Origin of the sequence: Tamlana sp. I1, assembly GCF_015355625.1 — a bacterium.
Classification (GTDB): Bacteria; Bacteroidota; Bacteroidia; order Flavobacteriales; family Flavobacteriaceae; genus Pseudotamlana.
This window is the reverse complement of sequence record NZ_JACLAF010000002.1, coordinates 233,686-255,944: the sequence shown is the minus strand read 5'-3', so window position 1 is coordinate 255,944 and position 22,259 is coordinate 233,686. Positions and strand designations below refer to the sequence as shown.

The following is a 22,259-nucleotide window of genomic DNA, read 5'->3' as shown; positions in this document are numbered from 1 at the left end:
TAGTTAATGTTAAAAATTAGCAATTAAACTTAAATGTATCTTTGAATTTGAAAGTTTAGCAATACTGCCTTCTGTCTTGCCGTTGGCGTAGTTGAATTTAAATAAACCTGCTTTGGTTAGAAGTCCGAAACCAAAGCCATAACCTATAAGGTTTTGGTTTATGTTGGTTATTTTGTTTTCGTAATAAGCTGTGTCTATAATCGTATGTACATAGATGGTGTTGCTTATTTGGTAGCGGTATTCACTGTTTAAAACACCATAAAGTGTAGCGTATAAGCTGTTCTCGTCAAACCCTCTTATTGAGTTTATGCCGCCGAAACGTAGTAGCTCGTTTTCAAAGTATGAATTTGAAACTAAACTAGAGCCATTTGCTCTTAAATAGATACTGTTTTTTTGATTTAAGTTAAATATTTTGAAAGCGTCAATTGTGTATAAAGATTGTTTTTCTGTAGATTCACTGGTTGTTCGTTCTCCGAAACCTGTTTCTAAATAAATTTTAGAATTTAAAGGAAAAAGTGTGTTTTGTGTTCGAGTGCTTAAAAATTGATAAGCTAGGGTGTAATTAAAAGTTTTATAATCTTCAATGAATCCGCTTGTGTTTTCTGATAATAAATTGTTCGATTCTATTGAATTGATGCCAACATAAGTTTTGTGTTTTGCATTTATTTGATAATGGACTTTGGCTGCTTGATTGGCTGTGGTGAATGAAGAGTCTTTTTTGAAAATTCGTAATTGCAGGTCGATACCAATGGGCGACTTAAATAAATAAGGTAAGGATAATTCGGTTTCGAATGTTTTTTGGTCGTTTTCATCGCTTTTGTATAGCAATCTGAAGGATTCTCCAAAATTTAAGTTGTTGACTAGGTTTAGGTTTAAATAACCATCAAATTCTAATTTATTGGTGTCTTCGTTGGTGCCAAAGCCTAAAAAGCCATCAAAGGCATTGCTTTTTGTTTTTTCAATATAAAGGTATAGTGTCGTTGAATCTTTAGAAAACAGCACTTCGGGCGATTTGGTTTCGCTGGCAAAATTTAAATTCTGTAGTTGATTAGTTTTCTCCTGAATGGTTTGTAAATCGAAAACCTGCGAACGTTTTATTTTTAAGAAATGTTTTAAATAATACTTCGGGAACTTTTCATAGCCTTTTATCACTATATCGTTTATAATTCTTTTTTTATTTGAAGCTTCAATAGTTAAATCGCCTTTTAAGGTTTTTGAATCTTTCTTTTGTATGTTTGATAAGTTTAGTTTAGCGAATGGAAGTCCGTTTTTAGAAACTTCAGTATTAATATAATGTAATGCGTTTTCGGTTTCAGATATATTCAGAATAAAATAATCATCAAAAACATGTTTAGAAACTTGCTTTAAAAGCGATTTATCAATGTTATTTTTATTGTAGTATATATATATGGTGTTGAATTTGTTTTTCAGATGAATTTCAGATTCAAAAATAGAGTCGTTAATCTTTTCAATCCGTTTTAATTCATTCTCAATATAACCTAATTTGTATAGGGTGTTTTGAAGGGAGTCTAATTCCGTTTTTATTGAAAAGTAATCTTTGTGGTTTTTCAAATAGTTTAAAGAATCTAAAACCTGTGTTTCAGTAGGGGTTTGTCCGTTAACTTTTAACTGTAAATTTTGGCAAAATCCTTCCGCAGAAAAAAGGGTATATATAATAAGGAATAGATAGCGGGTTTTTTGCACTTTTTAAACGACTAAATTTTTATGTAAATCTAACGGAAATTACAGGTTTATAATATAATAGGGGAAGTATTTTTTACTTTCTATTGAAAATTAATGATTTAGGGTTTGAATTAATAATTTTAATTTCTACCTTTGCAGCCCTCTTAGAAGAGGATAATAAAATTTATATATAATATATATGCCAACAATTTCGCAATTAGTAAGAAAAGGAAGAGCCAAAATAACCAAGAAGAGTAAATCGGCTGCTTTAGATTCTTGTCCGCAAAGACGTGGTGTGTGTACTCGTGTTTACACAACGACACCTAAAAAACCTAACTCAGCAATGCGTAAGGTAGCAAGGGTTCGTTTAACAAACGGAAACGAGGTTAATGCATACATCGGTGGTGAAGGACATAATCTACAAGAGCACTCGATAGTATTGGTTAGAGGTGGAAGGGTAAAAGATTTACCAGGAGTTAGATATCACATTGTACGTGGTGCTTTAGACACAGCAGGTGTTTCAGGTAGAACGCAACGTAGATCTAAGTATGGTGCTAAACGCCCTAAGAAGTAAAATTAAAGTTAGACGTTAGAGGTTAAAAGTTGAAAGTTTTAAATAACTAATAACTAGTAACCAATAGCTAAAAACTAAAAACTCAAAAAGAAGACATGAGAAAAAGAGCAGCAAAGAAGAGACCGCTTTTACCAGATCCACGTTTTAACGATCAGTTAGTAACTCGTTTCGTTAACATGATGATGTGGGATGGAAAGAAATCGGTAGCTTTTAAAGTATTCTACGATGCAATTGATATTGTAGATTCGAAAAAAACTGACGAAGAGAAAACAGCTTTAGAAATCTGGAAAGATGCTTTATCAAATGTGATGCCTCACGTAGAAGTACGTAGTCGTCGTGTTGGTGGTGCAACATTCCAAATTCCAATGCAAATTCGTCCAGATCGTAAAGTTTCTACGGCAATGAAATGGTTAATTAGCTATTCACGTAAAAGAAACGAGAAATCTATGGCGTTACGTTTGGCTTCAGAAATTTTAGCAGCAGCTAAAGAAGAAGGAGCAGCCGTTAAGAAAAGAGTTGATACTCACAAAATGGCAGAAGCAAATAAAGCATTCTCTCACTTTAGATTTTAATAAGAAATGGCAAGAGATTTAAAATTAACTAGAAATATAGGAATTGCGGCTCATATTGATGCTGGTAAAACAACAACAACAGAGCGTATCCTTTTTTATACAGGAGTTTCTCATAAAATTGGTGAAGTACATGATGGTGCTTCTACAATGGACTGGATGGAACAAGAAGCTGAAAGAGGTATTACAATTACTTCTGCAGCAACAACTTGCGATTGGACTTTCCCTAAAGAAAACGGAGAGCCAACTGCTGATGCTCAAGATTATCACTTCAATATTATTGATACTCCAGGTCACGTAGATTTTACGGTAGAAGTAAATCGTTCTTTACGTGTACTAGATGGTTTAGTATTTTTATTTAGTGCAGTTGATGGTGTTGAACCTCAGTCTGAAACTAACTGGAGATTAGCAGATAACTATAAAGTGCCTAGAATTGGTTTCGTTAACAAAATGGACCGTCAAGGATCAAACTTCTTAGCTGTTTGTCAACAAGTTAAAGATATGTTGAAATCTAACGCCGTGCCAATCGTTTTAAACATTGGTGACGAAGGAGATTTTAAAGGTATCGTTGATTTAGTAAAGAATAGAGCTATCGTATGGCACGAAGATAACTACGGATCTACATTCGATGTTGTTGATATTCCTGAAGATATGAAAGCTGAAGCTCGTAAATACAGAGCTTTATTAATCGAGGAAGTAGCATCTTACGATGAAAACTTACTTGAAAAATTCATGGAAGATGAAGATTCTATTACAGAAGAAGAAGTGCACGCTGCACTTAGAGCTGCTGTAATGGATATGGCAATTATTCCAATGATTTGTGGTTCTTCATTCAAAAATAAAGGTGTACAATTCTTATTAGATGCTGTATGTCGTTATTTACCTTCTCCAATGGATAGGGATAGTGTTGTAGGTACAAACCCAAACACAGGAGACGAAGAAAAACGTAAGCCATCTGTAAACGATCCGTTTGCTGCATTAGCATTTAAAATTGCTACCGATCCTTTCGTAGGACGTTTAGCATTCTTCCGTGCTTATTCAGGACGTTTAGATGCAGGTTCTTACATCTTAAATAACCGTTCAGGTAAAAAAGAACGTATTTCTCGTATCTATCAAATGCACTCTAATAAACAAAATGCTATCGATTTTATTGAAGCAGGAGATATTGGAGCAGCAGTAGGGTTTAAAGACATTAAGACTGGTGATACCATGTCTGATGAAAAACACCCTATCGTTTTAGAATCTATGGACTTCCCAGATCCAGTAATTGGTATCGCGGTTGAGCCTAAAACTAAAGCAGATGTTGATAAAATGGGTATGGCTTTAGCAAAATTAGCTGAAGAGGATCCTACATTTACAGCAAGAACTGATGAAGCTTCAGGACAGACTATTATTTCTGGAATGGGTGAGCTTCACTTAGATATTATTGTAGACCGTCTTAAACGTGAGTTTAAAGTAGAGGTTAACCAAGGGCAACCACAAGTAGAGTACAAAGAGGCTATTACACAAGCTGCAGATCATAGAGAGGTTTATAAGAAACAATCTGGTGGTCGTGGTAAGTTTGCTGATATTGTATTTACAGTGGAACCAGCTGAGGAAGGCGCTACAGGGCTTCAATTTGAATCTATAATTAAAGGTGGTAACGTTCCTAAAGAATTTGTACCATCTATTGAAAAAGGATTCAAAGAAGCTATGAAGAACGGTCCATTAGCAGGTTACGAAATCGATGCTATGAAAGTAACATTAAAAGATGGATCTTACCACGATGTGGATTCGGATCAACTTTCTTTCGAATTAGCTGCTAAATTAGGATTTAAAGCTTGTGCTAAAGCAGCAAAAGCTGTAATCATGGAGCCTATCATGAAACTTGAGGTTATTACTCCTGAAGAAAATATGGGTGACATTGTTGGTGATTTAAATAGAAGACGTGGACAAGTAAGTGACATGGGTGACAGAGCTGGAGCAAAAACTGTAAAAGCTACTGTGCCATTATCTGAAATGTTTGGTTATGTAACTACATTAAGAACATTGTCTTCAGGCCGTGCAACGTCAACCATGGAATTTTCACACTACGCTGAAACACCTTCTAATGTATCAGAAGAAGTTATCAAAGCTGCAAAAGGAGAATAATCTTAAAAAGTTAAGAAAATGAGTCAAAAAATTAGAATAAAATTAAAGTCTTACGATCATAACTTAGTAGATAAGTCTGCTGATAAGATTGTAAAAACAGTAAAAAGTACTGGTGCTGTTGTAACTGGACCAATTCCATTACCAACACACAAGAAAATTTTCACTGTGTTACGTTCACCGCACGTTAACAAGAAATCTAGAGAACAATTTCAATTAAGCTCTTACAAGCGTTTACTTGATATTTACTCTTCATCTTCAAAAACAATTGATGCTCTAATGAAATTAGAGTTACCAAGTGGTGTAGAAGTAGAGATTAAAGTATAAGTGTCTTAACAAGTTTAATACTTGTAATATACCATAAATTAAGCATCAGAATAAGAAATTATTTTGATGCTTTTTTTGTTTAAAGACCGAAATGGCTTGTGTTTACAGTGTTTTTCTTGAAATTCAACATGCAAATAACTATTTAAATCTAATTTTGGTTGTGTTCTAAAATACCGTCTAAACGCAGTGAAAACACAGTAAATAGATGACTATAAAGATTTTATGTGGAATTATTTGAAAATCATTTTTTTAAACCAAAATAAAAGTCTACATTTGCACTCCTAAAATGTGAGGTTTAAACTCATATTTACATGTCCCACCAATGCGGTTGCGGGAAAAACGGTAAAAATACACTTCAAGGCTGAATGGTATTTTCAGCCTTAAATGTTTTTAATAAATAGTAAATCATTAATAAATAATTAAATATGTCTGGGTTAATTGGAAAGAAAATCGGTATGACCAGCATCTTCGATGAAAACGGGAAGAACATTCCTTGTACAGTTATCGAAGCTGGACCATGTATCGTTACCCAAGTCAGAACTGAAGAGGTTGACGGCTATAGCGCTGTTCAACTTGGTTTCGATGACGCGACAGAAAAAAGCGCTACTAAAGCAGACTTAGGTCATGCTAAAAAAGCGGGTACTTCTGTTAAGCGAAAACTCGTTGAATTCAAAGGTTTTGATGCGGAGTACAAATTAGGAGATGCTGTTACTGTAGATCACTTTGCAGAAGGTGAATTTGTAGATGTAGCAGGAACATCTAAAGGTAAAGGATTTCAAGGTGTTGTAAAGCGTCATGGTTTCGGTGGTGTAGGTCAAGCTACTCACGGTCAGCATAACCGTTTAAGAGCGCCGGGTTCTATTGGAGCTGCATCTTACCCTGCAAGAGTTTTCAAAGGAATGAAAATGGCAGGAAGAATGGGTGGAGACACAGTAAAAGTTCAAAATTTAAAAGTGTTAAAAGTAGTTGCTGAAAAGAACTTACTTGTTGTGAAAGGGTGTGTACCTGGACATAAAAACGCTTATGTAATTATTAGAAAATAATGAAAGTAGCAGTTTTAGATATAAACGGAAAAGACACAGGTAGAAAGGCAGACCTTTCTAAAGATGTGTTTGCTATTGAGCCTAATAATCATGCAGTATATTTGGATGTTAAACAATATTTAGCAAACCAAAGACAAGGAACTCATAAGTCGAAAGAACGTGCTGAGATTTCTGGATCTACTCGTAAGATTAAAAAGCAAAAAGGAACTGGTACAGCGAGAGCAGGTAGTATTAAGTCTGGTGTGTTTAAAGGTGGTGGTCGTATGTTCGGTCCAAGACCAAGAAACTACAGCTTCAAACTTAATAAAAACTTAAAGCGTTTAGCGCGTAAGTCTGCCTTAAGTATCAAAGCAGGAGAAAAGTCAATTACAGTTTTAGAAGACTTTAATTTTGACACAGTAAAGACTAAAAACTTTACAGCGGTTTTAAAAGCTTTAGAGCTTGAAAACAAAAAAACATTGTTCGTAATGGGTGGAGCTAATGCAAATGTGTATTTATCTTCTCGTAATGTACAACGTACAGAGGTTATCACTTCTTCAGAATTAAGCACATACAAAATCCTAAATGCAGGACAAGTAGTTTTATTAGAAGGAGCTTTAGCAGGAATTGAAACAAACTTAAGTAAATAAGAAACAGATGAGTATCTTAATTAAACCTATCATCACAGAAAAAGCGACTGCAAATAGCGAGTTAAGAAATTGCTATACTTTCGCAGTGAAAACTAAGGCGAACAAGGTAGAAATCAAAAAAGCGGTTGAGGCCACTTATGGAGTTTCTGTTGAAAAAGTTCGTACTATAAATGTCCGTCCAGATCGTAGTACCAAGTTTACTAAAACTGGTATTCAACATGGTAAAACAAATGCAGTTAAAAAGGCAATTGTACAGCTGGCGGAAGGTGAAATGATTGATTTATACAGTAACATGTAATTAAAGACAGATGTCAGTAAGAAAATTAAAACCAATCACACCAGGACAGCGTTTTAGAGTAGTAAATGGCTATGATGCTATTACTACTGATAAGCCGGAAAAGAGTTTACTCGTTCCGAACAAAAGGTCTGGTGGTAGAAACAGTGAAGGGAAAATGACTATGCGCTACATAGGTGGTGGTCATAAAAGAAAGTATCGTATTATCGATTTTAAAAGAGACAAAGCGGGAATTCCTGCTGAAGTAGCTTCAATTCAATACGATCCAAACAGAACAGCTTTTATTGCATTATTGAATTATCAAGATGGCGAAAAAAGATACATTATTGCTCAAAATGGTTTACAGGTTGGACAAAATGTAGTATCTGGTAAAGAAGGTGTTGCTCCAGAAATTGGAAACGCTATGCCATTAAGTGAAATTCCATTAGGAACTATTATTTCTTGTGTAGAGTTACGTCCAGGTCAAGGTGCTGTTATGGCTCGTAGTGCTGGTGCTTTTGCTCAATTAATGGCAAGAGATGGTAAGTTTGCAACCGTTAAGTTACCTTCAGGTGAAACAAGATTAATTCTTGTAAACTGTATGGCTACTATCGGTGTTGTTTCTAACTCAGATCACCAATTATTAGTTGGCGGTAAAGCAGGTAGAACAAGATGGTTAGGTAGAAGACCTCGTACTAGACCAGTAGTAATGAATCCAGTTGATCACCCAATGGGTGGTGGTGAAGGTAAATCTTCAGGTGGACACCCACGTTCTAGAAACGGTATTCCAGCTAAAGGTTACAGAACCCGTTCTAAAACGAAAGCAAGTAATAAATATATTGTAGAACGTAGAAAGAAATAAGACATGGCAAGATCATTAAAAAAAGGACCTTACGTTCATTATAAATTAGAAAGAAAAGTGGCTGCAAATGTTGAAGCCGACAAGAAAACAGTTATCAAAACTTGGTCAAGAGCAAGTATGATTACTCCAGATTTTGTTGGACAAACTATCGCAGTACACAATGGCCGTCAATTTGTACCAGTATATGTTACTGAAAACATGGTAGGTCATAAATTAGGAGAATTTTCACCAACACGTTCATTCCGTGGACACGCAGGTGCTAAAAATAAAGGTAAAAAGTAGTAAGCTATGGGAAGTCGTAAAAAACAAATGGCAGACGCTATTAAGGAAGGAAAAAAGCAAGTTGCTTTTGCTAAACTTAATAACTGTCCTACATCACCGAGAAAAATGCGTTTAGTAGCCGATTTAGTAAGAGGTGAAAAAGTAGAACATGCACTTAATATATTAAAATTCAACCAAAAAGAAGCTTCTGGTCGTTTAGAGAAATTGTTATTGTCTGCAATTGCAAACTGGCAAGCTAAAAACGAAGAAGGAAACATCGAAGAGGCTGAATTAATAGTTAAAGAGATTAGAGTTGATGGCGGATCAATGTTAAAAAGATTACGTCCAGCACCTCAAGGTCGTGCACACAGAATTAGAAAACGTTCTAACCACGTAACTATCGTTGTTGGAGCTAAAAATAACACACAAAGCTAAGATAGAAGTATGGGACAAAAAACAAATCCAATCGGAAATCGCTTAGGTATTATCAGAGGATGGGAATCTAACTGGTACGGAGGTAATGATTATGGAGATAAGCTTGCCGAAGACGATAAAATTAGAAAATACGTTCATGCGCGTTTATCTAAAGCTAGTGTTAGTAGAGTAATTATCGAAAGAACTTTAAAACTTGTAACCGTTACTATCACTACTGCAAGACCTGGTATCATTATCGGGAAAGGTGGTCAAGAGGTAGACAAGTTAAAAGAAGAGCTTAAGAAAATTACTGGAAAAGAAGTTCAGATTAACATCTTTGAAATTAAAAGACCTGAACTTGATGCATTTTTAGTAGGATCAAGTATCGCTCGTCAAATTGAAAACAGAATTTCATACAGACGTGCAATTAAGATGGCTATCGCTGCTACAATGCGTATGAATGCTGAAGGAATTAAAATCCAAATTAGTGGACGTTTAAATGGAGCTGAAATGGCACGTTCTGAGCACTACAAAGAAGGACGTATTCCTTTATCAACCTTTAGAGCCGATATTGATTATGCTTTAGTTGAGGCACACACTACTTACGGTAGATTGGGTGTTAAAGTATGGATCATGAAAGGTGAAGTATATGGTAAAAGAGAACTTTCTCCGCTTGTTGGATTATCTAAGAAGCAAGGAAAAGGTGGAGCCGGAGGACGTGGCGGAAACAGAGATAACAAACCTCGTCGTAGAAAGTAATTTTTTATAAAGTAAAGAAAAATGTTACAGCCTAAAAGAACAAAATTTCGTAAACAGCAAAAAGGTCGTATGAAAGGTCTCTCTGGTAGAGGACACCAACTTTCAAACGGTACTTTTGGAATAAAAGCATTAGACGCAACTTTTATAACGTCTCGTCAAATTGAAGCAGCACGTATTGCCGCTACACGTTACATGAAAAGAGAAGGTCAACTTTGGATTAAAATATTTCCAGACAAGCCGATCACAAAAAAGCCTCTTGAAGTACGTATGGGTAAAGGTAAAGGTGCCGTTGAGTATTGGGTAGCCGTTTGTAGACCAGGTCGTGTTTTATTTGAAATAGGTGGTGTGCCTTTAGACGTTGCTCAAGAAGCATTACGTTTAGCTGCACAAAAGCTACCTGTTAAAACTAAGTTTTTAATCGCTAGAGATTACGAAGCATAATTTATTTGATATTATGAAACAATCAGAAATTAAAGAATTATCTGTAGCTGAGTTACAAGAGAAACTTAGTGAAACAAAAAAGAGTTATTCAGACCTTAAATTGGCTCATGCAATATCTCCTTTAGAAAATCCAATTCAATTACGTTCTATAAGAAGAAGTGTAGCGAGAATTGCGACCGAATTAACTAAAAGAGAATTACAATAATTCTGCCGAAAAGATGGAAACAAGAAATTTAAGAAAAGAACGTATAGGAGTTGTTACTAGTAACAAAATGCAGAAATCAATCGTGGTTTCTGAAGTTAAAAAAGTAAAACACCCTATGTATGGTAAGTTCGTGTTAAAAACGAAAAAATACGTTGCACACGACGAGACAAACGATTGTAACATTGGTGATACTGTAAAGATCATGGAAACAAGACCTTTAAGTAAATCTAAATGTTGGAGATTAGTAGAAATCCTAGAAAGAGCTAAATAATTATGTTACAGCAAGAATCAAGAATAAAAGTAGCAGACAATACTGGAGCTAAAGAAGTTTTAGTAATCCGTGTTTTAGGAGGTACTAAAAGAAGATATGCTTCTGTAGGAGATAAAATAGTTGTTTCTGTTAAAGATGCAACTCCTAATGGAAACATTAAGAAAAAAGCAGTTTCTACAGCAGTTGTTGTGCGTACCAAGAAGGAAGTAAGAAGACCAGACGGATCTTATATCAGATTCGATGATAATGCTTGTGTTTTATTAAACCCAACGGGTGAGATGAGAGGAACACGTGTATTTGGTCCTGTTGCTAGAGAGCTTCGTGATAAACAATTCATGAAGATTGTATCATTAGCACCAGAGGTGCTTTAATACATAAATATTTAAGATGACAAAGCTTAAAATAAAAACTGGAGATACTGTAAGAGTAATTGCTGGAGACCATAAAGGTTCTGAAGGTGTTGTTCAAAAAGTGTTAATAGAAAAGAATAAAGCGATCGTTGAAGGCGTAAACATGGTTAAGAAACATACTAAACCAAGTGCACAAAATCCTCAAGGCGGAATCGTAGAGAAAGAAGCAGCTATTCATATTTCTAACTTATCATTGTTAACTTCAAAAGGAGAAACAACTAGAGTTGGATATAGAGTAGAAGGCGACAAAAAAGTAAGATTTTCAACAAAATCTAATGAAGTAATATAGTTATGGCATATTCACCAAGACTTAAAGAAGAGTACAAAAGCAAAATAATTGCTGCTCTTACAGACGAATTTGGATATAAAAATGTAATGCAAGTTCCTAAACTTTCTAAGATAGTAATATCTAAGGGTGTTGGAGCTGCAGTTGCAGACAAAAAGTTAATTGACTACGCAGTAGAAGAATTAACAACTATATCTGGACAAAAAGCGATATCTACATTATCTAAAAAGGATGTTGCATCATTTAAATTACGTAAAGGGATGCCAATTGGCGCAAAAGTAACTTTACGTGGTGAAAAAATGTATGAGTTTTTAGACCGTTTAGTAACTTCTGCACTTCCACGTGTAAGAGATTTTAACGGTATTAAAGCTACAGGATTCGACGGTAGAGGTAATTACAACTTAGGAATTACCGAGCAAATTATATTCCCAGAAATAAATATTGATAAAGTCAATAAAATCTCTGGAATGGATATTACATTTGTAACGACTGCAGAAACTGATAAAGAAGCAAAATCATTATTAACTGAATTAGGATTACCTTTTCAAAAGAACTAAGATATGGCTAAAGAATCAATGAAGGCCCGTGAGGTAAAAAGAGCAAAAACAGTAGCTAAATATGCTGAAAAACGCAAAGCTTTAAAAGAAGCTGGTGATTACGAAGCATTACAAAAGTTACCTAAAAATGCATCTCCTATACGTCAGCATAATAGATGTAAATTAACAGGAAGACCAAAAGGATACATGAGAACTTTCGGGATCTCTCGTGTAACTTTCAGAGAAATGGCTAATCAAGGTCTTATCCCTGGAGTAAGAAAAGCTAGTTGGTAATATTATTTAAATAATCAGATTTAAGGTTCGGCGCAAGGCCGAAAACCAAAATCACAAAATCAATTCATTATGTACTCAGATCCAATTGCGGATTATTTGACAAGAATTAGAAATGCGGTGCGTGCTAACCACAGAGTGGTAGAGATTCCAGCATCTAATTTGAAAAAAGACATAACTAAAATTTTATTCGAACAAGGATATATTTTAAGTTATAAATTTGATGACTCTACTGTACAAGGTACTATTAAAATAGCCCTTAAGTACAATAAAGAAACAAAAGAACCAGTAATTAAGAAGCTTCAAAGAATTAGTACACCAGGTTTACGTCAGTATTCTGGTTCTAAAGATTTGCCTAGAATCCTTAACGGTCTTGGAATTGCCATCGTTTCAACTTCTCACGGAGTAATGACGGGTAAACAAGCCAAAAGAGATAACGTTGGTGGAGAAGTTTTATGTTACGTTTACTAATTTAAAGCCAGAAAGAAATGTCAAGAATAGGAAATAATCCAGTAGCCATTCCAGAAGGTGTAACAGTAGACATTAAAGATAATGTTGTTACTGTTAAAGGCAAATTAGGAGAATTAACACAAAATTTCGACTCAGTTGAAATTAAAGTGGAAGAAGGAAATGTTTTAGTAACACGTTCTTCAGATACTAAAGATCAAAAAGCTAAACACGGTTTATACAGATCTTTAATGAACAATATGATTGAAGGTGTATCTAAAGGATGGACTAAGCAATTAGAATTGGTAGGTGTAGGTTATAGAGCATCAAACCAAGGACAAAAATTAGACTTAGCTTTAGGTTTTTCTCATAATATCATTTTAAACATTGCTCCAGAAGTAACTGTTGAAACGATATCTGAAAAAGGTAAAAATCCAATTGTAAAATTAACATCATTCGATAAACAACTGGTTGGTCAAGTAGCTGCGAAGATCCGCGGATTTAGAAAACCTGAACCTTACAAAGGAAAAGGAGTTAAGTTTGTTGGTGAAGAATTAAGAAGAAAAGCAGGTAAATCAGCTTAATAATTAAGTTATGGCATTGACAAAGAACGAAAGAAGACTAAGAATAAAAAACAGAATCCGTAAGGTTGTTTCTGGTACAGAAGCAAGACCACGATTAGCTGTTTATAGAAGTAATAAAGAAATTTATGCTCAAATAGTTGATGATGTAACTGGTAACACTATCAGTTCAGCATCTTCAAGAGATAAAGACATTAGCTCTGCAAAAGCAACTAAAACTGAAGTAGCTAAATTGGTAGGTAAAGCACTTGCTGAAAAAGCTTTAAAAGCTGGTGTAGAAACAATCTCTTTTGATAGAGGTGGTTATTTATATCACGGAAGAGTTAAATCATTAGCTGAAGGAGCTAGAGAAGCAGGACTTAAATTCTAAGAAATTATGTTTCAAAAATATAAAAGTGCAGAGTTAGTAAAACCAGGTGGACTAGATCTTAAAGATCGTTTAGTTGGTGTACAAAGAGTTACAAAAGTAACTAAAGGTGGTAGAGCATTCGGTTTTTCAGCAATTGTTGTAGTTGGTGATGAAGCTGGTGTTGTAGGACAAGGTTTAGGAAAATCTAAAGACGTTGCTAGTGCAATTGCAAAAGCGGTTGAAGATGCTAAGAAAAACCTAGTTAGAATTCCTATTATTAAAGGAACTTTACCACACGAACAAAAAGGTAAATACGGTGGTGCAAGAGTAAATATTATTCCTGCAGCTCCTGGTACAGGTGTAATTGCTGGTGGTGCTGTAAGAACAGTATTAGAGGCCGTTGGTGTACATGATGTATTATCTAAATCTCAAGGATCGTCAAACCCTCATAACGTAGTAAAAGCAACTTTTGATGCTTTATTACAATTAAGAGACGCTAACGATATCGCTAGAGATAGAGGGATTTCACTTGAACAAGTTTTTAACGCTTAATAAAGACAGAAATGGCAAAGATTAAAGTAACAAAAGTTAAAAGCGCAATCAATCGCCCACAAAGACAAAAGAGAACTTTAGAAGCTCTAGGTCTTAACAAGATTGGTCAAGTTAAAGAGCATGAAGCTACACCAAATATACTTGGTATGGTTGCTAAAGTTTCACATTTAGTTTCTGTTGAAGAAGCTTAAAAATATAAACTGAAAAATGGATTTAAGTAATTTAAAACCTGCAGAAGGTTCAGTAAAAAACCAAGGGAAAAGAATAGGTAGAGGACAAGGTTCTGGAAAAGGTGGTACCGCTACACGTGGTCACAAAGGAGCTAAATCTCGTTCTGGTTATTCTAAGAAACTAGGATTTGAAGGTGGTCAAATGCCACTTCAAAGACGTGTTCCTAAATTTGGTTTTACTAACATTAACCGTGTTGAATATCAAGGCATCAATTTAGATACCTTACAACAATTGGCTGATGATAAGAAAATTGGAGATACCGTAGATTTTGAAACATTATTCACAAACCGTTTAATCGGTAAAAACGATCTAGTTAAAATATTAGGTAGAGGTGAATTAAAAGCAAAATTAAAAGTATCTGCTCATAAGTTTACTGCTTCAGCAAAAGCTGCTATTGAAGCTGCTGGCGGAGAAGCTGTAACTATATAATACTCATTACAAGTATGAAATTTATAGAATCAATTAAGAATGTTTGGAAAATAGAAGAGCTAAGAAACAGAATTATTGTAACATTAAGTCTGTTATTAGTTTATCGTTTTGGTGCTCAAGTTGTATTACCAGGTATTGATGCCGCTCAATTAGGAGGTTTAGCTGATAAAACAGACTCAGGTTTGTTAGGATTACTAAATGCTTTTACAGGAGGTGCATTTGCTAATGCTTCGGTATTCGCTCTTGGTATTATGCCTTACATTTCTGCTTCTATTGTGGTTCAGTTAATGGGTATTGCAATTCCTTACTTGCAAAAACTGCAAAAAGAGGGTGCTAGTGGTCAGAAGAAAATTAATCAGATTACGCGTTGGTTAACCATAGCAATCTGTTTATTACAAGCTCCTGGGTATTTAGCAAGTTTACCTGCATTAGGTATTCCTCAAAGTGCATTTTTATTAGGTACAGGACCGTTATTTTATTTCTCTTCAGTAACTATCTTAGTAACAGGCTGTATATTCGCTATGTGGTTAGGAGAAAAGATTACCGATAAAGGTATTGGTAATGGTATTTCTTTATTAATTATGGTAGGGATTATCGCTAACTTACCGCAAGCATTTTTACAAAATGCAGCGACTAGATTAGAAGGCGGTGGAAACGGCGGATTAATGATGGTATTAATTGAATTTGTAATCTGGTTTGTTATCATTTTAGCTTCTATCATGTTAGTGATGGGTGTAAGAAGAATAGCAGTACAATACGCTAGAAGAACTGCCAGTGGTGGTTACGAGAAAAGCGCTATGGCCGGTTCAAGACAATATATTCCTTTAAAGCTTAATGCTTCAGGAGTAATGCCTATCATTTTTGCTCAAGCTATTATGTTTGTACCTGGTTTAATTGGTGGTTCTTCTTTCTTAAAAGAAACGGCTACTGGAGCTTGGTTACAAACTAACTATTCTGATATGTTCGGATTTGTTTACAACCTTACATTTGCTTTATTGATTATTGTGTTTACATATTTCTATACTGCAATTACGGTTCCAACAAATAAAATGGCCGACGATTTAAAACGTAGTGGTGGTTTTATTCCAGGGATTCGTCCAGGATCTGAAACATCTGAATATTTAGATAAAATAATGTCTCAAATCACATTACCAGGTTCTATATTTTTAGCACTTATAGCTGTATTCCCTGCACTTATTGTTAAGTTAATGGGCGTACAACAAGGATGGGCTTTATTTTTCGGAGGAACCTCGTTATTAATTATGGTTGGAGTTGCAATTGACACGATGCAGCAAATAAATTCTTATTTGTTGAATAGACACTATGATGGTTTGATGAAGACAGGTAAAAATAGAAAAGCAGTAGCTTAATTTATACTATGGCAAAACAAGCAGCAATAGAACAAGACGGAACAATCATTGAAGCATTATCTAATGCGATGTTCCGTGTTGAATTAGAGAATGGTCACATTGTGACTGCACATATCTCGGGTAAGATGCGTATGCATTATATTAAGTTGTTACCTGGAGATAAAGTAAAATTAGAAATGAGTCCTTACGATTTAACTAAGGCTCGCATAACTTATAGATACTAATACGATGAAAGTAAGAGCTTCAGTTAAAAAAAGAAGTGCAGATTGTAAAATCGTGCGTAGAAAAGGTAGACTTTACGTGATAAACAAAAAGAATCCTAGATTTAAACAAAGACAAGGGTAATTATGGCAAGAATTGCAGGTGTAGACATACCAAAAAACAAAAGAGGAGTTATCTCTTTAACCTATATCTATGGAATAGGAAGAAGTAGAGCGAAAGAAATTTTAGCCGAGGCTAAAGTAGACGAAAGTACAAAAGTTCAAGATTGGACCGATGACCAGATTTCTGGAATTCGTGAAGCTGTTGGTACTTTTACAATCGAAGGTGAATTACGTTCTGAAACACAATTAAACATTAAGCGATTAATGGATATTGGATGTTACAGAGGTATTCGTCATAGATCTGGTCTTCCATTAAGAGGACAACGTACTAAGAACAACTCAAGAACCAGAAAAGGTAGAAGAAAAACTGTTGCTAACAAGAAAAAAGCAACTAAGTAATAATTAAAAATTTAGTCTTTAGTCTTTAGACGTTGGAAGGAATCTGTTCGAAATTTTACGGTTTAGGATTCTAGCGACTATCAACTAAAACTAAGCACTAGAAATATGGCAAAAACAAGCACAAAAAAACGTAAAGTTATTGTTGAGTCTGTTGGTGAAGCTCACGTAACAGCCTCTTTTAATAACATTATTATTTCACTTACCAACAAAAAAGGAGACGTAATTTCATGGTCTTCTGCTGGTAAGATGGGATTTAGAGGTTCTAAGAAAAACACACCTTATGCTGCTCAATTAGCTGCTGAAGATGCTGCTGCAGTAGCAATCGAAGCTGGTTTAAAGAAAGTAAAGGTTTACGTTAAAGGACCTGGTAATGGTAGAGAATCTGCTATTCGTTCTATCCACAATGCTGGAATTGAAGTAACTGAAATTATCGATGTTACGCCATTACCACATAATGGATGTCGTCCACCAAAAAGAAGAAGAGTTTAATCACGTTTTAATTAACGCGAATTAAATAAAGCAATTTTAAAAATTAATATCACCTGTTTTCAGGTGGTATTAATTTTTTGTGTACATTTGCAAACTGAAAAAATAACAAGTATCAACCGAGAGATCAAAAGATTATCGAAGGATAAGATTAAGACCTTAATTCATAATCACTCTCATAATTAAATTTTAAAATGGCAAGATATACTGGTCCTAAAACTAAAATAGCTCGTAAATTTGGCGAAGCTATTTTCGGAGATGACAAATCTTTCGAAAAAAGAAATTACCCTCCTGGGCAACACGGAAACAACAGAAGACGTGGTAAGAAATCTGAATATGCTATCCAATTAGAGGCTAAGCAAAAAGCTAAATATACTTACGGTATTTTAGAGCGTCAATTTAGAGGTATGTTTAAAAAAGCAAGAGCTGCACAAGGTATTACTGGTGAGGTTTTGTTACAATTATGCGAATCTAGATTAGATAACGTTGTATTTAGAATGGGTATTGCTCCAACAAGAAGTGGTGCAAGACAATTAGTTTCTCACAGACATATTACTGTTAATGGTGAGTTAGTAAACATTCCTTCATACCAATTACAAGCTGGTGATGTTGTTGCAGTTAGAGAAAAATCTAAATCTTTAGACGCTATCGCAAGATCACTTTCAAATTCTAGTACAGTTTACGAATGGATTACTTGGAATGATGATACAAAACAAGGAACTTATGTTTCTGTTCCTCAGAGAATTCAAATTCCTGAAAACATCAACGAGCAATTCATCGTCGAGTTATATTCTAAATAATAAATTAATCATATTGGTATTTAGCCAAAGGATTCATTAGTCTTCTTCACACTTTTAAATCGCGCAACTAAATAACAATTAAAACGAAGAAAAAAATGGCAGTATTTAATTTTCAAAAGCCCGACAAAGTAATCATGATCGATTCTACTGATTTCGAAGGAAAATTCGAATTCAGACCTTTAGAACCTGGTTATGGTCTAACTGTTGGTAATGCATTAAGAAGAGTTTTATTATCTTCTTTAGAAGGTTTTGCAATCACATCGGTTAGAATAGAGGGTGTTGATCATGAATTTTCAGCGATTGCTGGTGTAGTAGAAGATGTAACAGAAATCATCTTAAACTTAAAACAAGCTCGTTTTAAAAGACAAATTGAAGATATTGATAACGAATCAATTTCAATTTCAATTTCTGGTCAAGATAGAATTACAGCTGGAGATTTTCAAAAATTTATCTCTGGTTTCCAAGTATTAAATACAGAATTAGTAATCTGTAACCTAGATCCAAAAGTGAATTTCAATATGGAAATCACTATTGAGAAAGGTAGAGGATATGTACCTGCAGAAGAAAACAAAAAAGCTTCAGCACCAATTGGTACCATCTTTACAGATTCCATTTACACACCAATAAAAAACGTTAAGTACAGTATTGAAAACTATCGTGTTGAACAAAAAACTGATTATGAAAAATTAGTTTTCGAAATCATTACCGATGGTTCAATTACACCACAAGACGCTTTAACAGAAGGTGCAAAAACATTAATTCACCACTTTATGTTATTCTCAGATGAGCGTATCACTTTAGAGGCTGATGAAATTGCACAAACTGAAACTTATGATGAAGAATCTCTTCACATGAGACAGTTGCTTAAAACTAAGTTAATCGATATGGATTTATCTGTTCGTGCACTTAACTGTTTAAAAGCTGCTGAAGTTGATACTTTAGGTGACTTAGTATCTTTTAATAAAAATGATTTAATGAAATTCAGAAACTTTGGTAAAAAGTCTTTAACCGAGCTTGAAGAGCTTGTAAATGTTAAAGGATTAAATTTCGGAATGGATTTAAGCAAATATAAATTAGATAAAGATTAATTAATCATATTTTGCTCCTCGATTTACGAGTTTAGTAGCAAGATGATAACACAAATGTCATGAGACACGGAAAAAAAGTAAACCACTTAGGTAGAAAAACAGCTCATAGAAAAGCCATGTTGGCTAATATGGCATGTTCATTAATTGAACATAAACGCATCAACACAACTGTTGCTAAAGCTAAAGCTTTAAAACAATTTGTTGAGCCAATGATTACTAAGTCTAAAGAAGATACAACGCATAACAGACGTATTGTTATGGCTAACCTTAGACAAAAGGAAGCAGTAATTGAGTTGTTTAGAGATGTAGCTCCTAAAATTGCTGACAGACCAGGAGGTTATACTAGAATTATTAAACTAGGAAATCGTTTAGGTGATAACGCTGATATGGCGATGATAGAATTAGTTGATTACAACGAAATCTATAATGCTGATAAAGCGAAGAAGAAAACAACAAGAAGAAGTAGAAGAGGTGGTGCTAAAACTACTGAAACTGCTCCTGTTGAAACTAAAGCTTCAAACGAAGAAGAATAGATGTTAATAAGCATTTAAAATATAAAGGATAAACTATTTTAGTTTATCCTTTTTTTTGCGCAATTTTGTAAAACTTTTTCCTGAGCACTCAGGAAGCTCATAAGAATAATATGAAATATCAAAAAAGACAAAAAGCCATCCTTCTTTTAGCAGATGGCACCATTTTTCACGGTAAAGCAGTTGGTAATAAACAAGGGACTTCATTTGGTGAGGTTTGTTTTAATACAGGAATGACTGGTTACCAAGAAATTTTTACAGATCCTTCTTATTACGGACAATTAATGGTAGCTACAAATGCTCATATTGGTAACTACGGAACCAATGATGCTGAAGTAGAATCTGATTCTATTAAAATCGCTGGTTTAATTGTTAAAAACTTCAGTTATGAATACTCAAGAGTAGATGCCGATGGTTCTCTAGAAGAATTCTTAGATAAAAATAACTTATTAGCCATTTCAGATGTAGACACGCGTGCATTAGTAAGCTACATTAGAGATCACGGTGCTATGAATGCTGTAATTTCTACTGAGGTTGATAATATTGAAGGTCTTAAAAAACAATTGGCCGAGGTTCCAAATATGGAAGGTCTAGAATTGGCTTCAAAAGTATCTACAAAAGAGCCTTACTATTATGGTGATGAAAATGCAACTTACAAAGTAGCTGCTTTAGATATTGGAATTAAAAAGAACATCTTAAGAAATATAGCAAGCAGAGATGCTTACATAAAAGTATTTCCATACAATTCTAAATTTGAAGATTTAGAGGCGTTTAATCCAGATGGTTATTTCTTATCTAACGGTCCTGGAGATCCAGAGCCATTAGTGGAAGCTCAAGCAGTGGCTAAAGAAATCATCAAAAGAGACTTGCCATTATTTGGTATCTGTTTAGGGCATCAAGTTATAGCGCTTGCAAACGGCGTTTCAACTTATAAAATGCACAATGGGCACCGTGGTATTAATCACCCTGTAAAAAATATGTTGACAGGAAAAGGTGAAATTACGTCTCAAAATCATGGATTCGCTGTTAATCGTGAAGAAGCAGAATCGCATCCAGATTTAGAAGTTACACACGTACATTTAAATGATAACACAGTGGCAGGTTTGGCCATGAAGAGCAAAAATTGCTTTTCTGTGCAGTACCACCCAGAAGCTAGTCCTGGACCACACGATTCAGCGTATCTTTTTGATCAATTTATAGAAAATATCAAAAAATAAAAAGTGCTAAAATCTCAAAAATAGTCAAATATTTTTGAGATTTTGTTTTACTAAAACGTTATAGGAATTATTATGTTAATTTCTTTTGAAACTTATAACAATAAACAAGATTTAGCCGTAAATTTGAAATAATTTAAGTTTAAAAAAATATAGCAATTATGAGTATTATAATCAATGTCCATGCGAGACAAATTTTAGATTCTAGAGGTAATCCAACTATTGAAGTTGATGTTGTAACAGAAAATAATATATTAGGAAGAGCTGCTGTGCCATCAGGAGCATCTACAGGAGAGCATGAAGCCGTAGAATTACGTGACGGTGGATCTGCATATATGGGGAAAGCTGTTTTAAATGCTGTTGAAAATGTAAACTCAATAATTGCTGAAGAACTTATAGGAGTTTCTGTTTTTGAACAAAACCTAATCGATAAATTAATGATCGATTTAGATGGAACCAAAAACAAATCAAAATTAGGAGCTAATGCTATTTTAGGGGTGTCTTTAGCGGTTGCTAAAGCTGCAGCTAACGAATTAAACATGCCATTATACAGATATGTAGGTGGGGTTTCTGCAAATACGCTTCCTGTTCCAATGATGAACATCATCAATGGTGGTTCTCACTCTGATGCGCCTATCGCGTTTCAAGAGTTTATGATTATGCCTGTGAAAGCTAAAAACTTTACACACGCTATGCAAATGGGAACTGAAATCTTCCATAACTTAAAAAAAGTATTACACGACAGAAACTTAAGTACTGCTGTAGGTGACGAAGGTGGTTTTGCACCAAACTTAGCTGGAGGTACTGAAGATGCTTTAGATACTATTGCAAAAGCTGTAGAAAATGCAGGTTATAAATTTGGTGATGAAGTTAAAATCGCTTTAGATTGTGCTGCTGCTGAATTTTTTGTTGATGGAAAATACGATTACAAGAAATTTGAAGGCGATACAGGTGTTGTAAGAACATCTAAAGAGCAAGCTGAATATTTAGCTGAATTAGCTGGAAAATACCCTATTATCTCTATTGAAGATGGTATGGATGAAAACGACTGGGAAGGTTGGGCTTATTTAACTGAATTAATTGGAGATAAAATTCAATTAGTTGGAGACGATTTATTTGTAACGAATGTAGAGCGTTTATCAAGAGGTATTGATGAAGGTATTGCGAATTCAATCCTTATTAAAGTAAACCAAATTGGAACGTTAACAGAAACTATCGCTGCAGTAAACATGGCTAAAAACGCTGGTTATACTTCAGTAATGTCTCACCGTTCTGGTGAAACAGAAGATAATACTATTGCCGATTTAGCAGTAGCATTAAACTGTGGTCAAATTAAAACAGGTTCTGCTTCTCGTAGTGATCGTATGGCGAAATACAACCAATTACTTAGAATTGAAGAAGAATTAGGAGAAGTTGCTTATTTCCCTCAAGAAAAGGCTTTCAAGATAAAATAAGCTTCAATTGAATTATAGATAAAAAAGCGATTATTATTTTAATA

35 protein-coding genes are annotated in these 22,259 nt (G+C 34.5%); 34 read left to right on the top strand and 1 reads right to left on the bottom strand.

The window, feature by feature from the left end:
- Positions 1–9: 9 nt before the first annotated feature.
- A complete protein-coding gene (locus H6X70_RS02575; protein ID WP_194766108.1) occupies positions 10–1,704 on the bottom strand; it encodes a POTRA domain-containing protein in 1,695 nt (564 codons plus the stop codon).
- 178 nt (positions 1,705–1,882) lie between these two features.
- On the opposite strand from H6X70_RS02575, the gene rpsL reads away from it, so the two are divergent.
- From rpsL to eno, 34 genes are all read left to right on the top strand, one after another.
- Positions 1,883–2,257: a 30S ribosomal protein S12 gene (gene rpsL / locus H6X70_RS02570; protein ID WP_019386263.1), complete on the top strand. Its 375-nt coding sequence runs from the start codon at positions 1,883–1,885 to the stop codon at positions 2,255–2,257.
- A 95-nt stretch (positions 2,258–2,352) separates the two neighbouring features.
- Positions 2,353–2,829: a 30S ribosomal protein S7 gene (rpsG, locus tag H6X70_RS02565; RefSeq protein WP_019386264.1), complete on the top strand. Its 477-nt coding sequence runs from the start codon at positions 2,353–2,355 to the stop codon at positions 2,827–2,829.
- A gap of 6 nt (positions 2,830–2,835) precedes the next feature.
- Complete coding sequence (gene fusA / locus H6X70_RS02560; RefSeq protein WP_194766107.1) at positions 2,836–4,956, top strand: elongation factor G; 2,121 nt, start codon at positions 2,836–2,838, stop codon at positions 4,954–4,956.
- Between the two features lie 18 nt (positions 4,957–4,974).
- Entirely contained in the window at positions 4,975–5,280 is a 306-nt protein-coding gene (rpsJ, locus tag H6X70_RS02555) for a 30S ribosomal protein S10 (protein ID WP_007650482.1), read from the top strand.
- 425 nt (positions 5,281–5,705) lie between these two features.
- Positions 5,706–6,323, top strand: a complete 618-nt coding sequence (gene rplC, locus H6X70_RS02550) for a 50S ribosomal protein L3 (RefSeq protein ID WP_194766106.1) — start codon at positions 5,706–5,708, stop codon at positions 6,321–6,323.
- The gene (gene rplD, locus H6X70_RS02545) at positions 6,323–6,952 is read left to right on the top strand and encodes a 50S ribosomal protein L4 (protein WP_194766105.1); all 630 of its coding nucleotides are present in this window, start codon (positions 6,323–6,325) and stop codon (positions 6,950–6,952) included. The genes rplC and rplD overlap by 1 nt, the downstream gene beginning before the upstream one ends.
- A gap of 7 nt (positions 6,953–6,959) precedes the next feature.
- A complete protein-coding gene (gene rplW / locus H6X70_RS02540; RefSeq protein ID WP_194766104.1) occupies positions 6,960–7,250 on the top strand; it encodes a 50S ribosomal protein L23 in 291 nt (96 codons plus the stop codon).
- A gap of 10 nt (positions 7,251–7,260) precedes the next feature.
- Positions 7,261–8,088 (top strand): 50S ribosomal protein L2, encoded by an 828-nt coding sequence (gene rplB, locus H6X70_RS02535; protein ID WP_194766103.1) that lies wholly within the window; start codon positions 7,261–7,263, stop codon positions 8,086–8,088.
- Positions 8,089–8,091: 3 nt separating this feature from the next.
- Positions 8,092–8,370, top strand: a complete 279-nt coding sequence (gene rpsS, locus H6X70_RS02530) for a 30S ribosomal protein S19 (RefSeq protein ID WP_194766102.1) — start codon at positions 8,092–8,094, stop codon at positions 8,368–8,370.
- Positions 8,371–8,376: 6 nt separating this feature from the next.
- The gene (rplV, locus tag H6X70_RS02525; RefSeq protein ID WP_194766101.1) at positions 8,377–8,784 is read left to right on the top strand and encodes a 50S ribosomal protein L22; all 408 of its coding nucleotides are present in this window, start codon (positions 8,377–8,379) and stop codon (positions 8,782–8,784) included.
- 9 nt (positions 8,785–8,793) lie between these two features.
- A complete protein-coding gene (rpsC, locus tag H6X70_RS02520) occupies positions 8,794–9,522 on the top strand; it encodes a 30S ribosomal protein S3 (protein ID WP_067147346.1) in 729 nt (242 codons plus the stop codon).
- Between the two features lie 21 nt (positions 9,523–9,543).
- Positions 9,544–9,963: a 50S ribosomal protein L16 gene (gene rplP / locus H6X70_RS02515; protein WP_194766100.1), complete on the top strand. Its 420-nt coding sequence runs from the start codon at positions 9,544–9,546 to the stop codon at positions 9,961–9,963.
- A gap of 13 nt (positions 9,964–9,976) precedes the next feature.
- Positions 9,977–10,168, top strand: coding sequence for a 50S ribosomal protein L29 (gene rpmC / locus H6X70_RS02510; protein ID WP_194766099.1), 192 nt, complete (start codon positions 9,977–9,979; stop codon positions 10,166–10,168).
- 13 nt (positions 10,169–10,181) lie between these two features.
- A complete protein-coding gene (gene rpsQ / locus H6X70_RS02505; RefSeq protein ID WP_136480162.1) occupies positions 10,182–10,439 on the top strand; it encodes a 30S ribosomal protein S17 in 258 nt (85 codons plus the stop codon).
- Positions 10,440–10,441: 2 nt separating this feature from the next.
- Positions 10,442–10,810, top strand: coding sequence for a 50S ribosomal protein L14 (rplN, locus tag H6X70_RS02500; protein ID WP_069831953.1), 369 nt, complete (start codon positions 10,442–10,444; stop codon positions 10,808–10,810).
- A 16-nt stretch (positions 10,811–10,826) separates the two neighbouring features.
- A complete protein-coding gene (rplX, locus tag H6X70_RS02495) occupies positions 10,827–11,138 on the top strand; it encodes a 50S ribosomal protein L24 (RefSeq protein WP_194766098.1) in 312 nt (103 codons plus the stop codon).
- Between the two features lie 2 nt (positions 11,139–11,140).
- Positions 11,141–11,692: a 50S ribosomal protein L5 gene (rplE, locus tag H6X70_RS02490; RefSeq protein ID WP_194766097.1), complete on the top strand. Its 552-nt coding sequence runs from the start codon at positions 11,141–11,143 to the stop codon at positions 11,690–11,692.
- A 3-nt stretch (positions 11,693–11,695) separates the two neighbouring features.
- On the top strand, positions 11,696–11,965 hold the full coding sequence (rpsN, locus tag H6X70_RS02485) for a 30S ribosomal protein S14 (RefSeq protein WP_040278732.1): 270 nt from the start codon (positions 11,696–11,698) through the stop codon (positions 11,963–11,965).
- Between the two features lie 69 nt (positions 11,966–12,034).
- Entirely contained in the window at positions 12,035–12,433 is a 399-nt protein-coding gene (rpsH, locus tag H6X70_RS02480) for a 30S ribosomal protein S8 (RefSeq protein WP_194766096.1), read from the top strand.
- 17 nt (positions 12,434–12,450) lie between these two features.
- On the top strand, positions 12,451–12,993 hold the full coding sequence (gene rplF, locus H6X70_RS02475) for a 50S ribosomal protein L6 (protein ID WP_194766095.1): 543 nt from the start codon (positions 12,451–12,453) through the stop codon (positions 12,991–12,993).
- Between the two features lie 10 nt (positions 12,994–13,003).
- Positions 13,004–13,360: a 50S ribosomal protein L18 gene (rplR, locus tag H6X70_RS02470; RefSeq protein ID WP_194766094.1), complete on the top strand. Its 357-nt coding sequence runs from the start codon at positions 13,004–13,006 to the stop codon at positions 13,358–13,360.
- Positions 13,361–13,366: 6 nt separating this feature from the next.
- Entirely contained in the window at positions 13,367–13,891 is a 525-nt protein-coding gene (gene rpsE, locus H6X70_RS02465) for a 30S ribosomal protein S5 (protein WP_194766093.1), read from the top strand.
- Between the two features lie 11 nt (positions 13,892–13,902).
- A complete protein-coding gene (gene rpmD / locus H6X70_RS02460) occupies positions 13,903–14,082 on the top strand; it encodes a 50S ribosomal protein L30 (RefSeq protein ID WP_194766092.1) in 180 nt (59 codons plus the stop codon).
- Between the two features lie 16 nt (positions 14,083–14,098).
- Positions 14,099–14,551, top strand: a complete 453-nt coding sequence (gene rplO / locus H6X70_RS02455) for a 50S ribosomal protein L15 (RefSeq protein WP_194766091.1) — start codon at positions 14,099–14,101, stop codon at positions 14,549–14,551.
- Positions 14,552–14,565: 14 nt separating this feature from the next.
- On the top strand, positions 14,566–15,921 hold the full coding sequence (gene secY, locus H6X70_RS02450) for a preprotein translocase subunit SecY (protein WP_194766090.1): 1,356 nt from the start codon (positions 14,566–14,568) through the stop codon (positions 15,919–15,921).
- Positions 15,922–15,929: 8 nt separating this feature from the next.
- Positions 15,930–16,145 carry a translation initiation factor IF-1 gene (gene infA / locus H6X70_RS02445; RefSeq protein WP_007094967.1) on the top strand — a complete coding sequence of 72 codons (216 nt, stop codon included), beginning with the start codon at positions 15,930–15,932 and terminating at the stop codon, positions 16,143–16,145.
- 4 nt (positions 16,146–16,149) lie between these two features.
- Positions 16,150–16,266 carry a type B 50S ribosomal protein L36 gene (gene ykgO, locus H6X70_RS02440; protein WP_013305171.1) on the top strand — a complete coding sequence of 39 codons (117 nt, stop codon included), beginning with the start codon at positions 16,150–16,152 and terminating at the stop codon, positions 16,264–16,266.
- A gap of 2 nt (positions 16,267–16,268) precedes the next feature.
- On the top strand, positions 16,269–16,643 hold the full coding sequence (gene rpsM, locus H6X70_RS02435; RefSeq protein WP_194766089.1) for a 30S ribosomal protein S13: 375 nt from the start codon (positions 16,269–16,271) through the stop codon (positions 16,641–16,643).
- A 105-nt stretch (positions 16,644–16,748) separates the two neighbouring features.
- Complete coding sequence (rpsK, locus tag H6X70_RS02430) at positions 16,749–17,132, top strand: 30S ribosomal protein S11 (protein ID WP_194766088.1); 384 nt, start codon at positions 16,749–16,751, stop codon at positions 17,130–17,132.
- 191 nt (positions 17,133–17,323) lie between these two features.
- Positions 17,324–17,929 carry a 30S ribosomal protein S4 gene (rpsD, locus tag H6X70_RS02425; RefSeq protein WP_194766087.1) on the top strand — a complete coding sequence of 202 codons (606 nt, stop codon included), beginning with the start codon at positions 17,324–17,326 and terminating at the stop codon, positions 17,927–17,929.
- A 95-nt stretch (positions 17,930–18,024) separates the two neighbouring features.
- Positions 18,025–19,017: a DNA-directed RNA polymerase subunit alpha gene (locus H6X70_RS02420; protein WP_194766086.1), complete on the top strand. Its 993-nt coding sequence runs from the start codon at positions 18,025–18,027 to the stop codon at positions 19,015–19,017.
- A gap of 59 nt (positions 19,018–19,076) precedes the next feature.
- The gene (gene rplQ / locus H6X70_RS02415; protein ID WP_194766085.1) at positions 19,077–19,550 is read left to right on the top strand and encodes a 50S ribosomal protein L17; all 474 of its coding nucleotides are present in this window, start codon (positions 19,077–19,079) and stop codon (positions 19,548–19,550) included.
- 110 nt (positions 19,551–19,660) lie between these two features.
- Positions 19,661–20,764, top strand: a complete 1,104-nt coding sequence (gene carA, locus H6X70_RS02410) for a glutamine-hydrolyzing carbamoyl-phosphate synthase small subunit (protein ID WP_194766084.1) — start codon at positions 19,661–19,663, stop codon at positions 20,762–20,764.
- Between the two features lie 158 nt (positions 20,765–20,922).
- Positions 20,923–22,215, top strand: a complete 1,293-nt coding sequence (gene eno, locus H6X70_RS02405) for a phosphopyruvate hydratase (RefSeq protein WP_194766083.1) — start codon at positions 20,923–20,925, stop codon at positions 22,213–22,215.
- Positions 22,216–22,259 lie beyond the last annotated feature (44 nt).